Raw genomic sequence first — 13,994 nt, 5'->3', positions numbered from 1 at the left:
GTCATGACGCACGGAGACGCTGACAACAACGGGATTCCGCTACCGGATCTGGACGGGGCTGGCATTGAGACGCTGGGGGTTCGCGGCGGTCAGCGTCGCAGTGCCGAGCTGGAGCACAGCGAAGCCATTTTCGCGACATCGAGTTTCGTCTATAACAGCGCGGCACAGGCGGCGGCGCGATTTGCCGGTGATGAGCCCGGCAATATCTATTCACGCTTCACGAATCCAACAGTGGCCACCTTTGAGGATCGTATTGCCGCACTCGAAGGCGGTGAGCGGGCAGTAGCGACGGCCTCGGGAATGGCCGCAATACTGGCAACGATGATGGGGCTGCTGCAGCAGGGGGATCACATTGTCTGCTCCCGGGGAGTATTCGGGACCACGACCGTGCTGCTGCAGAAGTACATGGCGCGTTTTGGCGTCAGCACCACCTTCGTGGACCTGACGGATCTGGCGGAATGGCAGGCCGCGGTGCGCCCGGAGACGCGCATGCTGTTCCTGGAAACTCCGTCCAACCCGCTGGGGGAGATCGCGGACATGGACGCGCTGGCCAGACTGGCCCATGGCAACGAGGCCCTTCTTGTCGTGGACAACTGCCTCTGCACCCCCGTGCTCCAGCGGCCTTTCCGCCATGGGGCCGATGTGGTGATCCATTCCGCGACTAAGTACCTGGATGGTCAAGGGCGCTGTGTCGGGGGGGTCGTTGTCGGAAGCGAGTCCCTGATGGAAGAGGTGCACGGTGTGCTGCGCTCGGCTGGCCCGACCATGAGCCCCTTCAATGCCTGGGTCTTCCTCAAGGGGCTTGAGACGTTGTCGTTGCGGATGAGGGCACACTCGGAGAGCGCGTTGGCCATCGCTCAATGGCTCAGGGAGCAGGCGAATGTCGAGACCGTGCTCTATGCCGGGTTGCCGGACCACCCCCAGAACGAGCTGGCTCAGCGCCAGCAGAGCGGCGGTAGTGGCGTGGTTTCATTCCGGCTCCGGGGCGGCCGCGAGGAGGCCTGGCGCGTTATTGACGCCTTGAATCTTTTCTCCATCACGGCGAATCTGGGTGACACCAAGAGCACCGTGACACACCCCGCTACCACGACCCACGGCCGGCTCTCGGATGAGGACAAGGTGCGCGGGGGAATTACGGAAAATCTGGTGCGTATCTCCGTGGGGCTGGAGAGCCGGGATGATCTGATCGCGGATCTTGACCAGGCACTGAGCCGCACCTGACAGGACTTTTCCAGGTGTATTGTGGTGGCATATCAGTCCATTACATGTTTTACTTGGGAAAATGCATTAAGCGGATTCTATGGCGAATACCAAGACAGGGCAGGCCGATCAGGCGGCTGATCAGCAGGGGCACTACCGGTTCCGACAGTTGCTCGCCCAGGGCGGACGCGAGGGCGGACTCATTGCGCTTATTGTGCTCTGCCTCTATCTGGTTATGGCGCTGGTTTCCCACAACCCGGCGGATCCGGGCTGGGCCAGCATCGGGCACCAGACTGAGGCGACCAATTACGCCGGGCGCAGTGGTGCCTGGATTGCCAGCCTGCTGATCACTTTCTTCGGCAAGCTTGCCTGGCTGTTTCCGGTGCTCGGAGGCTGGGGTGCCATTCTCCTGTATCGCCAGCGTGGCCGCTATCCGGATTTCCACTGGCCACTGTTCCTGCTTCGAAGTGGCGGCTTTATCCTGCTGCTGATGGCGAGCTGCGGGCTGTTCGGGCTTTACTCCTTCTTTGGTCTGGGGCCGGACTCCGGTGGGGTGATTGGCGACGAGATCGGGACCGCCATGGTAGGCGTGCTCAACCGGCCGGCCACGACCCTGATTCTTGCCGCCATCGCCCTGTTCGGCGTGACCCTTTTTACCGGGCTTTCCTGGATCTGGGTCGTGGACACTGTGGGGCTTGCCGCGCTGAAAGTGGTGCGGCTCTTGCTGCTCGGGACTCGTGGTGTCATTCGTGCGTTCTCTTCTGTGCTGGCTCGTCTGCGAATTCCTCGCCGGGTGGCGTTGGATCGGCCGCGTAAAGCGGAACAGGCGGAGCCGGAGCCCCCCTTGATCAATAATCGGGTTGATCACGGCAAGCCGGGCCTGTGGCGACGTTTGCTGATTCGTCTTCGCCTCAGGCGGAGAAAATCCGACGAAGGCGCGACAGCTGAGCGGCGCGAACCCGTCATCTCCGAATCCGGGCCTGATGAGGCCCTGGAGCTCCCCCCGATCGCAGCCGGGGAAGCACCCGAACAGGCGGCGGCGCAGGCGGCGCCGGGCGGGAAGAAACGGAAAGAATCCGAGAAGGCGGCAGCCAAGAAGGAGGAGGCCGCGCCCGAAAGCAGCGTAAAGATATCACCCTTCAAACGGAACAAGAGTTCGAGCGGCGCGCCTTCCGGGAAGGCGAACCAGCCCTCGCTGTTTGACAACGGCGAGGGGCCTATTCCCCCGATTACCATCCTGGATCCACCGGACCCCAACAAGAAAAAGGGCTACTCCGAGGACTCGCTGCAGTACATGTCCCAGCTGCTCGAGGAGAAGCTGGCTGACTTCGGGGTGGCCGTGGAGGTTGTGGAAGTGAATCCGGGCCCCGTCATCACGCGCTTTGAGATCAAGCCTGCCGCCGGCGTCAAGGTCAGCCGCATCACCAATCTGGCCAAGGACCTGGCCCGGTCGCTGGCCGTGCTGAGTGTGCGCGTGGTTGAGGTCATCCCCGGCAAGTCCGTGGTGGGCATCGAGATTCCCAACGAGGAACGGGAGATGGTGCGGCTTTCCGAGATCCTGACGTCCAAGGCCTGGGAGAAGTCCAACTCGCCCCTGACGCTGGCGCTTGGCAATGACATTGGTGGTGACCCGGTGGTGGCGGATCTCGCGAAGATGCCGCACCTGCTGGTGGCGGGCACCACGGGTTCGGGCAAGTCCGTGGGCGTGAACGCGATGATCCTGAGCATGCTGCTCAAGGCCACTCCGGAAGATGTGCGCCTGATCATGATCGACCCCAAGATGCTCGAGTTAAACATTTACGAGGGCATTCCGCATCTTCTCGCGCCCGTGGTCACGGACATGAAGGAAGCCGCCAACGCCCTGCGCTGGTGTGTGGCTGAGATGGAGCGGCGCTACCAGTTGATGTCTTCACAGGGCGTGCGCAACCTTTCCGGCTTCAACCGCAAGGTCCGGGATGCGAGAGAGGCCGGCGAGCCCATCAAGGACCCGCTCTGGAACCCCGACAATGCCATCGATCCCAGCGAGGACGCGCGCCCGGAGCTGGAACCGCTGCCCTATATCGTTGTGGTGGTGGATGAGTTCGCCGACATGATGATGATCGTCGGCAAGAAAGTTGAGGAACTGATCGCCCGTATCGCCCAGAAGGCGAGGGCGGCGGGCATTCACCTGATCCTGGCGACCCAGCGCCCGTCGGTGGACGTGATCACCGGCCTGATCAAGGCCAACATTCCGACGCGCATGTCCTTCTCGGTGCAGTCGAAGGTGGATTCGCGGACCGTGCTGGACCAGGGCGGTGCGGAACAGCTTCTGGGTAACGGCGACATGCTCTACCTGCCGCCGGGCTCCGGCATGCCGGAACGGGTTCACGGGGCCTTTGTGGAGGACGACGAGGTCCATCGCGTGGTTGAGGCCTGGAAGCGCCGGGGTGAGCCGGATTACGTCGAAGACGTGCTGAGCGGGGGCGACAGCGACAGTGTGCCGGGCATCGCCGCCATGAATGATGACGACAGTGAAAAGGACGCGCTTTTTGACGAGGCCGTGGCCTTTGTCACCGAGAGTCGCCGTGTTTCCATCTCCTCCGTGCAGCGGAAATTCAAGATCGGATACAACCGGGCCGCCAACCTGGTCGAAGCCATGGAAGCCTCCGGGGTAGTCAGCCCCGCCGGCCAGAATGGTGGACGCGAAGTGTTGGCCGCCCCACCACCAAGAGACTGATTTATGCCCATGAGAATCCTGCTTGCCGTATTGGCCCTGCTCCTGAGCGTGACTGCACAGGGCAGTGGTGCGAAAAACAACGCCGAGGCACTTTCGGAGATGCTCTCCGGTTACGAGAGTTACCAGGCGGACTTCACACAGACCGTCACCACGGATGAGGGGGAACGCATCCAGGAGTCCACCGGTCAGGTCAAGGCGCGGCGTGGTGGCGATTTCTACTGGCACACGGATCCGCCCCTTGAACAGACCATTGTGACTGCCGGGGACGAGGTCCAGGTCTACGATCCGGACCTGCTGCAGATGACGGTCTATCCGCTGGAGGACCGGATTGCCTCGACTCCCGCTCTTCTGCTTTCCGGGGAGGTTGTGGATCTGGCGTCCTCCTTCAAAATCCGTCGTCAGGACGAAGAGGAGCGGAAGGTCTTTATCCTTGAGCCCCGGGATAAGGACACGCTTTTCCTTGAACTGGCCATGGTTTTCAAGGATGGCGTGCTGAGGGAGATGCGCCTGCATGATTCCCTGGACCAGCACAGCCGGCTGCGTTTCGAGGAGGTGGTGCTTAACGAGTCCATCGACGATGAGCGTTTTGAGCTGGACGTCCCGGACAATGTCGACGTGATCCGGAACGAGCGAGAGCCCGGCTGATGCAGCAGGGGCTCTTTGGCGGTGAGGAAGGCCGCCATCGACCACTCGCGGCCCGCATGCGGCCACGCAACCTCGACGAATACGTCGGCCAGTCCCATCTGGTGGGCGAGGGCAAGCCCCTGCGCGCGGCAGTGATGGAGAACCAGCTCCACTCGATGATCCTCTGGGGACCGCCCGGTGTCGGCAAGACGACCTTCGCGCGTATGCTCGCGGAGCAGACCTCGGTGGTCTTCGAGACCCTGTCCGCCGTGGCGAGCGGCGTCAAGGATATCCGCAGCGCGGTGGAAACCGCCCGCCAGCGTCGTGAAACGAGCGGGCAGGACACGCTGCTGTTCGTGGATGAGGTTCACCGGTTCAACAAGTCCCAGCAGGACGCCTTCCTGCCGCACATTGAGGAAGGCACCATACTGTTCATTGGGGCAACAACGGAAAACCCGTCCTTTGAACTCAACAGCGCCCTGCTGTCCCGCACCCGGGTCTATGTGCTCAAGGACCTGGAAGAGCAGGACCTGGTCCGCCTGCTGGAGCGGGCCCTGGCGGCACCGGAAGGGCTGGGCGGGGCGGTTACCGTGTCTGACGCACTGATGGCCGCCATGGCCCGGGCGGCGGACGGGGACGCACGGCGCGCGCTGAACATCCTGGAGATTGCGGCGGACCTGGCCGAGGAAGACGCCGAGGGCCGGCGCGTTATTGATGACGATATCCTTCAGCAGGTCCTGCAATCGTCCCTGCGTCGCTTCGACAAGGGTGGGGATGTCTTCTACGACCAGATCTCGGCGCTGCACAAGTCGGTGCGCGGCTCCGATCCGGATGCGGCCCTGTACTGGATGTGCCGGATGCTGGATGGGGGTTGCGATCCGCTTTATATTGCACGGCGGCTCGTGCGGATTGCCAGCGAGGACATCGGCAATGCGGACCCCAGGGCGCTGAGCCTGAGCATGGAGGGTTGGCAGGTCCAGGAGCGGCTTGGGAGCCCGGAGGGAGAACTGACCCTGGCACAAGTGGTAACCTATCTGGCGCTGGCACCCAAGAGCATCGGTGTATACCGGGCCTATAACGAATGCATGGCCCTGGTGCGCAGGGACCAGGACAGGGCCGTACCGGTGCATCTTCGCAATGCGCCCACGGCCCTGATGAAAGAGCAGGGTTACGGGGCGGAATACCGCTATGCGCACGATGAGCCCGAGGCCTTTGCCGCGGGGGAGTCCTACATGCCCGAAGCCCTGGCCGGCACCCGTTTCTACCATCCGGAGCCAAGGGGGCTGGAAACGAAACTGGCGGAAAAGCGTGCCTACCTGGACCGCCTCAACGCCGAGAGCACCAGGCAACGCTATACCCGAGAAGACTCAAAACAGTAAACAGGTTATTCCCATGCTAGATCCGAAATGGGTTCGCACGGAACCGGAAACCGTGGCTTCCAGGCTCGCCAAACGGCATTTCGAGCTGGATATCAATGAAGTGAAATCCCTCGAGGAGCGCCGCAGGACGCTCCAGAGCCGTACCCAGGAGCTGCAGGCCGAACAGAAACGGCGCTCGAAAGCCATCGGAGAAGCCAAGAAGGCCGGTGAGCCCGTCCAGCCACTACTGGACGAGGTGGAATCGCTCAAAAACGAGAAGTCCGACGCGGAAGACCACCTGCGCACGCTGCAGACCGAGTTGAATGACCTTCTGCAGGGCATTCCCAATGTTCCGGACGAGGATGTACCCGAAGGCGAGAGCGAAGACGACAACGTCGAGATCCGCCGCTGGGGGGAACCCACCTCCTTCAACTTCGAAGCCCGGGATCATGTGGATCTGGGGGAAGCGCTGGAACAAATGGATTTCGAGCGCGCCGCCACCATTGCGCGTTCGCGTTTTGCCGTCATGCAGGGCGGCGTTGCGCGGATGCACCGGGCGCTGACCCAGCTCATGCTGGACCTTCACCAGGGGGAGCATGGGTATACGGAAACCTACCTTCCCTATCTCGCGAACAGCGAGAGCCTTACGGGAACCGGCCAGCTCCCCAAGTTCGAGGAGGACCTGTTCCGGATCGAGGGTGACAAGGACCTCTACCTGATTCCGACCGCCGAAGTCCCGGCCACCAACCTGGTGCGGGATACGATCCTGAAGCCCGGGGACCTGCCGGTCAGGCTGGTGTGTCATACGCCCTGTTTCCGCAGCGAGGCGGGGGCCTATGGCAAGGACACCCGGGGCATGATCCGCCAGCACCAGTTCGAGAAGGTGGAGCTGGTTCATATCGTTCGCCCCGAGGAATCCGAGGCGGCGCTGGAGGCACTGACTGGGCATGCCGAAACGGTTCTGCGGAAACTCGAACTGCCGTATCGGGTTGTGACCCTCTGTGGCGGCGATATGGGCTTCGCCGCGGCCAAGACTTACGACATCGAGGTCTGGCTGCCCGGGCAATCCGCGTACCGGGAAATTTCATCCTGCAGCAATACCCGGGATTTCCAGGCTCGTCGCCTTCAGGCGCGCTGGCGCAATCCGGAAACCGGCAAACCGGAACTGCTGCATACGCTCAACGGGTCGGCCCTGGCAGTAGGGCGCACCCTGGTCGCGGTGATGGAGAACTATCAGCAGGCGGATGGCTCGATCCGTATTCCGGAGGCCCTGAGACCCTATATGGGTGGGCTTGAAGTGCTGGGAGCGGAAGGAATGACGAAATGATCCGGCGTTGGATTCGACGGCGTTTCCGGTGGCTTCTGCCCGAGGGACGATTGGAGGTCCTGCCGGGCGCGACGCAGGCGGCGGGCGAGGTTTTCCTCGTGGGGGCAGGGCCGGGCGATCCCGATCTGCTCACCGTGAAAGCCCTGCGGTTGCTGGGCAAAGCGGATGTGGTGCTGCACGATCGTCTGGTATCAGAGCCCATCATGAACCTGATCAATGAGCGCGCCCAGGTGATTCATGTGGGCAAGGAGCGGTCCAATCACAGCGTGCCCCAGGAACGCATCAACGAGATGCTCGTTGAGTACGCCCGGGCAGGAAACTGTGTTGTGCGACTCAAGGGTGGCGACCCGTTTATTTTCGGGCGTGGTGGTGAGGAAATCGAGACGCTCGCCGAGCAGGGTGTGCGTTTCCAGGTCGTTCCCGGGATAACGGCGGCATCAGGCTGCTCCAGCTATGCCGGCATTCCGCTCACACACCGGGATTACGCCCAGTCGGTGCGGTTTATAACCGGGCACCTGCAGAACAACACGGCCAATCTGCCCTGGCAGGATTTCGTCCAGAACCGCCAGACACTGGTGTTCTATATGGGCCTGGTTGGGCTGCCGATCATCGCCGAGCAGCTGGTCGCCCATGGGATGTCGAGCGATATGCCGGTGGCGTTGGTTTCCCGGGGCACCACACCTGAACAGGCGGTGGTGACCGGAACACTGGAGACCATTGCAGCGAAAGTTGAGGATTCCGGGGTGCGTGCGCCCACGGTGATCATCGTGGGCGAAGTAGTCCAGTTGCGCTCCCGGCTCAAATGGATGGAGCCGGGAACGGCGTCACCGGTGGAGTGATTGATCAGCTCCGGTGACGGCGGGGGATGACATCCCTCAGTTCATCCCGCATGCCCCGCACGGCCTGCTCGGTGGTTTCCCAGTCAATGCAGGCGTCGGTGACCGAGACACCGTACTGCATCTGATCGCGCGGCCCAATGGACTGCTTGCCCCAGTTGATGTTGCTTTCAACCATCAGGCCGATGATCGAGGAATTACCCTCGCGGATCTGATGGGTGATGTCCTGCATAACCAGGGGCTGTACCGCCGGATCCTTGTTCGAATTCGCGTGGCTGCAGTCCACCATGATGGCGTTGCGCACGCCCGCTTCCCTGAGTTCCTTCTCACACAGCGCCACGTTTACTGAATCGTAGTTCGGGCTTCCGCCGCCGCCACGCAGTACCACGTGGCTGTAGGGGTTGCCGCGGGTGCGCGTAATCGCAACCTTGCCCTGTTGGTCGATGCCGAGAAAACTGTGCGGGCTGCCCGTGGATTTCATGGCATTGACGGCGACGTCCAGGGCGCCATCGGTCCCGTTCTTGAATCCGATGGCCATGGAAAGCCCGCTGCTCATCTCACGGTGCGTCTGGGATTCCGTAGTCCGCGCGCCGATAGCGGACCATGAAATGGTGTCCTGCAGATACTGGGGCGAGATCGGGTCCAGGGCCTCGGTGGCGGTGGGCAGCCCGAGTTCGGCGATGTCCAGCAGAAGGCGGCGACCGATATGGAGGCCTTTTTCGATGTCGAAGCTGTCATCCAGGTGCGGATCGTTGATCAGGCCCTTCCACCCGGTTGTGGTCCTGGGCTTCTCGAAATAGACGCGCATCACCAGGTAGAGGGTGTCGCTCACCTCGTCCGCCAGTGCCTTGAGTCGGCGGGCGTAATCCATGGCCGCTTCCGGATCATGGATGGAGCAGGGCCCCACGACCAGGAAAAGGCGCGGGTCTTTGCCGTCGAGAATATTGTTGATGGTCTGGCGGCCTTCAAGTACCGTGCGCCGCGCCGCGTCGCTGAGGGGCATTTCCTCTTTCAGCGCCGCGGGCGTTATCAGGACCTGTTGATCGTCAATATTTACATTCTCGATGTCATTGCCTGCCATCACTGCCTCGTTTCATTCCGGAGAGTCATTTGGGGCGATATACTGCGTCAAATCCCGATTTTATGCAATCGGCGTGGCGGTGGCTGCTGGCGGGCTGGCCTGAGTCTTTTCGAGGGCGAAGACAGCACCCTTCCGGACCGGAAGGGTGCGTTGTCAGTCTGATGGTGTAATGGTGCCTGGTTATTCGTTTTCCAGGGCGTTCATCGCCATGTTGCGGAAGCCCGCATCCACGTAGATAACCTCCCCGGTGATGCCGCTTGCCATATCCGACGTCAGGAAGGCCGCCGTGTTGCCCACTTCGGTTGTGGTCACATTGCGCTGAAGGGGCGTGCGCTTGGCGTTTTCCGAGAGCATCCGCCGGAAACTCTTGATTCCGGATGCCGCCAGCGTCTTGATGGGGCCGGCCGAGATTGCGTTGACGCGTGTACCCTCGGCGCCCAGCGACGCGGCCAGGTAGCGCACGTTGGCCTCCAGACTCGCCTTGGCCAGTCCCATCACGTTGTAGTTCGGGAGCACCTTCTGGGAGCCCAGGTAGGTCATGGTCAGGATCGAGCCCTGGCGACCCTGCATAAGCGGGCGGGCCTCGCGCGCCAGGGCGGTGAGGCTGTAGGAGCTGATGTCATGCGCCGTCTTGAAACCTTCGCGTGAGGTGACATCAGTGAAGTCGCCGTCAAGTTCCTCTCCGGGCGCAAAGCCCACGGAATGAACGAGGATATCCAGACCGCCCCATTCCTCGTTGAGCCGCTGGAAAAGAGCGGATATCTGCTCGTCGTCCGCGACATCGCACGGCAGAACCAGATTACTGTTCCATTCCTGGGCAAAGCCCTCGACCCGCGACTTCAGCTTTTCATTCTGGTAGGTCAGTGCCAGTTCCGCGCCCTGATCGTGCAGCGCTTTCGCGATGCCGGTGGCGATGGAGTGTTTGCTGGCGATCCCGACCACCAGCGCTTTCTTGCCTTCGAGTAGTCCCATTATCACCTCAATGTGTGTTGCGTATATCCACGAACAGCTTAAGCTGCTGGCCGGGCTGAAGATAGTCCTGCATATTCAGGTCGTTCCACTGGGTAATGTCGGAGACGCCAACATTGAAACGGTTGGCGATCTGCCTCAGCGAGTCTCCGGAGCGCACCGTGTATCCGACGCGGCGGACCATGTTGTCGCGCTTGTCACCCAGCGTCTTTCCAGCGTTTGCTGAAGAGCTCCAGATGGCAAGCTGGTCGCCGGGTTTGATCGGGTCACCGGGCGCCATGCTGTTCCATTTGGCAAGCTTCTGAACGGACACATCGTGGGCGCTTGCAATGTCCCAGAGGGTATCACCGCTGGTAACCCGGTAATCAATCCGCGACTGGTTGCTGCCACCGCTCGCGGCCTGCCGTGATTGCCGTCGTTTCTGCTCGCTGAGGGCATAGAAGTTCCCGGATTTTCCGGCAACGGGAATGAGCAGTGTCTGACCTTTCCGGATCGTGTGGCCGCGGAGCTTGTTATTGTTACGGATGACATCGGGTGTTGTATTGAACTGGCGTGCAAGCCCGATCAGCGTGTCGCCGGACTCAACAGTGTAGTTTCTCCAGCTCACCCGCTCCTCAGGTGGCATGTTCTCAAGCGCCGCGCGGAACTGCTCGGAGGCGTGCGCCGGAATCAGGAGTCGGTGCGGGCCGTTGGGCGCTGTGGCCCAGCGATTGAAGCCGGGGTTGAGGCGGTAAATCTCATTCACCTCGACACCGGCCATGTCCGCCGCCTGGGCAAGGTCCATCTGGCCACCGATGTCCACTACTTCGAAATAGGGCTTGTTCGCGATCTCCGGCAGCTCGATACCATGTGCCTCGGGATTCTGGATGATCCGGGCCAGGGCGATCAGTTTGGGAACATAGTGGCGGGTTTCGCGGGGAAGCTGCAGGCTCGAGAAGTCAGTGGGCCTGCCCTGTCTCTGGTTACGCCTGACCGCCCGGGCAACCCGCGCGCCCCCCGCGTTATAGGAGGCGAGCGCCAGTTTGTAATCGCCATCGAAGCGGTCGGCTAGCTGCTTCAGGTAGGAAAGCGCACCCTGGGTTGAGGCCACAATATCCCGGCGCCCGTCGTACCACCAGTTCTGGCCCATACCGAAGGCGCGCCCTGTAGAAGGAATGAACTGCCAGAGCCCCGAAGCGCGGCCATGGGAGTAGGCGAAGGGATCATAGGCGCTTTCCACCAGAGGCAACAGGGCGAGTTCGCCCGGCATGTCTCTGGCCTCGAGCTCATTCAGTATGTAGGGCAGGTAACGCTTGGCCCGCTGTGCCGTTCGGTCCATGTAGCGCTGGTTGCTGCTGTACCAGTTCAGCTGGCTCTGGACCCTGGGGTTGCTGCTGTCCAGGTCGAGCCTGAAACGGCTGCGCATCCGATCCCAGATAGTGGGCTCAGCCTCGACGACCTTCTCTGAGGCGGCACTCCCCGTGGCTGTCTTCGGTGTAGCTCCCGGGGTGCGTTTGACGTTCGCGTCGAGCTGGGCGGCGCGCATTACCGTTGGAACGGGATCCGAAGGTGTTGAGCCCTGTTCCCGAGAGATGCTCTCGCATCCGTTGAGCAACGGAACACTGATCGCGGATATCAGGCAGAGTATTGGAAAGTAATGCATAACACGGTTTTCCTGGGGTTCCGTTTGAGCCGCAGTTCAACGCGGGTGAAGGCGATAATGGATTCTAGAAACCGCTTTCACCGGCGTCAATCAAACAGACATTACCCTTCGTATCAGAAGTTATCCTTCCAGTGGCGGATGGCGGCAAATACCTGATCGGGGTTTTCAGGATCCACTGTAAGTCCGGCCTGCGCCCCATAGTCGACCGCCGCCTGCGCAATGGTTCTGTTATCCCATTGTAAAAAGGGGTTCAGTCGTTTTTCGCTCCCGAGCTGGGTGGGTACGGTTGGTTTTCCCGCCTCGCGCATTGCCTTGCATTCCGATTCAAACGCCTGAAGCTTCTCGTCGTGCGGGTTGACGGTTCTTGAGAATGCAAGGTTGGCAAGTGTGTACTCGTGACCACCACAGATCAGGGTGTCGCCTGGCAACCCGCGGAGCTTGTCCAGCGAATGGCGCATCTGCTCGGCGGAGCCTTCGAAAAGGCGACCGCAGCCACAGACAAAGAGCAGGTCGCCGCAGAATGAGACGGGATGGTCGAGGGGGCGATCCGTACAGTTGAAGGCGATATGATCCAGGGTGTGGCCCGGAACCGCGACTACATCGAAGTTGAGATCCAGCCAGGTTACACGGTCCCCTTCCGCCACGGGGTGGGTGATACCCTTGAAGGATGATTTGCTCGGTCCATAGATAGGGACCGTGGCCTTTCCCAGAAGTTCCTTCACACCGGCCACATGGTCAGGGTGGTGGTGCGTGATCAGGATGGCATCCAGCGACAGTCCCTTTTCCTGCATGAAGCGCTGGACAGGCGCGGCCTCGCCGGGGTCAACGACCAGGGCCCGGTGATTTCCGGTATGATAGAGGCACCAGATGTAGTTGTCCTTCAGTGCCGGGATGGGCTCGACCCGGTAGCTCATTGTCCTTACTCCTGCCATAGTGTGTGCACCTTTGAGTATAGTATCTGTGTTGGGTTTAAAAACCCCGGGATGGCGGAAACACCATGAAAAGTCACGCATTTGCACAATGGATGAATACAACGCTTGGCCAGACCCTGTTGAATCAGGAGCGGGCCTGTGTTGCCACCGCCATGGCGCGTGTTTTTGGGACGCGGCACGTTGAGGTGGGCGTGGGGCCGCATGTGTCAGTGACGCCCCGTTATCCGGGGTGGCAGCAGCCTCTCGTCATGCCCGGAGGAGCGGGGCAGGCCGATGCGGGCGGGGAGCAGACGGTGATTGCGCGTCCGGAGGAGTTGCCATTTCATGATGACGTGATGGATTCGGTGGTTCTCCACCATACACTGGACCTCGCGGACGACCCGCACCAGTCCCTGCGTGAGGGTGCGCGTATCGTGCGTTCCGGGGGGCAGGTCATGGTTGTGGGGTTCAATCCGTTTGGGCTGTGGGGGCTGCGGCGCTTACTGGGTGCGCGCCGTGGCACTCCCTGGAACAGTCGCTTCCTGTCAGCAACGCGCGTTCAGGACTGGCTGGGAGTTCTGGACTGTTGCTCGGCACCACCGCGTTATGGGTTCTTTCGCCCGCCAGTGTCCAATTCCCGGTTTCTCGCAAGGATGGCTTTTCTGGAGCCCGTTTATGAGCGCGGCATACAGATTCCGTTGGGCGGGTTTTACTGTATTGTCGCTGAAAAGCGCGAAACCGGATCCATACCGTTTAAGCCAGCGATGGCGGATAGGAAGGTCATAGCGATGCCAGTTGCAAATCGTAACATGTCACCGGACGTTAGCCGGTCTAAGCTCAGGGAGGGAACAGGATCCTCAACGTACACCGAAAAACCGAGGCGCTCATGAGTCGTGTCGCGCTTTATACCGACGGCGCCTGCAAGGGAAACCCGGGCCCGGGGGGCTGGGGGGCGGTATTGATTTTCGGCAACCACCAGAAGGAACTCTGTGGGGGTGAGCCGGATACCACCAATAACAGGATGGAGCTCAAGGCTGCCATCGAAGGGCTCTCGGCGCTCAAGCGCGAGTGCGAGGTGGATCTGTACACCGATTCCCAGTACGTGAAGAACGGGATCAATCAATGGATGGCCGGATGGAAGCGAAACGGGTGGAAGACAGCGGCAAAAAAACCGGTGAAGAACGTTGAGCTCTGGCAACAGCTCGATGAATTGGTCAACTCTCATCGGGTGCACTGGCACTGGGTGCGGGGTCACACCGGCAACGCGGGAAATGAACGCGCTGATGAGCTGGCGAACCGCGGAGCGGCAGACGTAGTGGAGAGGGTCTAG

12 protein-coding genes are annotated in these 13,994 nt (G+C 61.3%); 8 read left to right on the top strand and 4 right to left on the bottom strand.

Annotated features, from left to right (window positions below):
* Positions 1–3 precede the first annotated feature (3 nt).
* From DES49_RS08040 to cobA, 6 genes are all read left to right on the top strand, one after another.
* Entirely contained in the window at positions 4–1,221 is a 1,218-nt protein-coding gene (locus tag DES49_RS08040; protein ID WP_133735892.1) for an O-succinylhomoserine sulfhydrylase, read from the top strand.
* Between the two features lie 79 nt (positions 1,222–1,300).
* A complete protein-coding gene (locus tag DES49_RS08035) occupies positions 1,301–3,916 on the top strand; it encodes a DNA translocase FtsK (RefSeq protein ID WP_133735891.1) in 2,616 nt (871 codons plus the stop codon).
* A 3-nt stretch (positions 3,917–3,919) separates the two neighbouring features.
* Positions 3,920–4,561 carry an outer membrane lipoprotein periplasmic chaperone LolA gene (gene lolA / locus DES49_RS08030; protein WP_243864962.1) on the top strand — a complete coding sequence of 214 codons (642 nt, stop codon included), beginning with the start codon at positions 3,920–3,922 and terminating at the stop codon, positions 4,559–4,561.
* On the top strand, positions 4,561–5,919 hold the full coding sequence (locus DES49_RS08025; protein WP_133735890.1) for a replication-associated recombination protein A: 1,359 nt from the start codon (positions 4,561–4,563) through the stop codon (positions 5,917–5,919). Before lolA ends, DES49_RS08025 begins: the two co-directional genes overlap by 1 nt.
* A gap of 13 nt (positions 5,920–5,932) precedes the next feature.
* A complete protein-coding gene (serS, locus tag DES49_RS08020; protein ID WP_133735889.1) occupies positions 5,933–7,225 on the top strand; it encodes a serine--tRNA ligase in 1,293 nt (430 codons plus the stop codon).
* Complete coding sequence (gene cobA / locus DES49_RS08015; protein WP_133735888.1) at positions 7,222–8,064, top strand: uroporphyrinogen-III C-methyltransferase; 843 nt, start codon at positions 7,222–7,224, stop codon at positions 8,062–8,064. Before serS ends, cobA begins: the two co-directional genes overlap by 4 nt.
* 4 nt (positions 8,065–8,068) lie before the next feature.
* Here cobA and DES49_RS08010 read toward each other — a convergent pair whose 3' ends face one another.
* The 4 genes from DES49_RS08010 to gloB form a co-directional block, all read right to left on the bottom strand.
* Positions 8,069–9,142: a 3-deoxy-7-phosphoheptulonate synthase gene (locus tag DES49_RS08010; RefSeq protein WP_133735887.1), complete on the bottom strand. Its 1,074-nt coding sequence runs from the start codon at positions 9,140–9,142 to the stop codon at positions 8,069–8,071.
* Between the two features lie 180 nt (positions 9,143–9,322).
* Complete coding sequence (locus DES49_RS08005) at positions 9,323–10,114, bottom strand: enoyl-ACP reductase FabI (RefSeq protein WP_133735886.1); 792 nt, start codon at positions 10,112–10,114, stop codon at positions 9,323–9,325.
* A gap of 7 nt (positions 10,115–10,121) precedes the next feature.
* Positions 10,122–11,753: a LysM peptidoglycan-binding domain-containing protein gene (locus DES49_RS08000; RefSeq protein ID WP_133735885.1), complete on the bottom strand. Its 1,632-nt coding sequence runs from the start codon at positions 11,751–11,753 to the stop codon at positions 10,122–10,124.
* 113 nt (positions 11,754–11,866) lie between these two features.
* Positions 11,867–12,667, bottom strand: coding sequence for a hydroxyacylglutathione hydrolase (gloB, locus tag DES49_RS07995; protein ID WP_133735884.1), 801 nt, complete (start codon positions 12,665–12,667; stop codon positions 11,867–11,869).
* Between the two features lie 83 nt (positions 12,668–12,750).
* On the opposite strand from gloB, the gene DES49_RS07990 reads away from it, so the two are divergent.
* Positions 12,751–13,554, top strand: a complete 804-nt coding sequence (locus DES49_RS07990) for a class I SAM-dependent methyltransferase (RefSeq protein ID WP_133735883.1) — start codon at positions 12,751–12,753, stop codon at positions 13,552–13,554.
* On the top strand, positions 13,551–13,994 hold the full coding sequence (rnhA, locus tag DES49_RS07985; protein ID WP_133735882.1) for a ribonuclease HI: 444 nt from the start codon (positions 13,551–13,553) through the stop codon (positions 13,992–13,994). The genes DES49_RS07990 and rnhA overlap by 4 nt, the downstream gene beginning before the upstream one ends.

Source organism: Halospina denitrificans, assembly GCF_004364635.1.
Classification (GTDB): domain Bacteria; phylum Pseudomonadota; class Gammaproteobacteria; order Pseudomonadales; family Oleiphilaceae; genus Halospina; species Halospina denitrificans.
The sequence above is the reverse complement of the archived record's forward strand: the minus strand, read 5'-3'. Positions and strand labels throughout refer to the sequence as shown.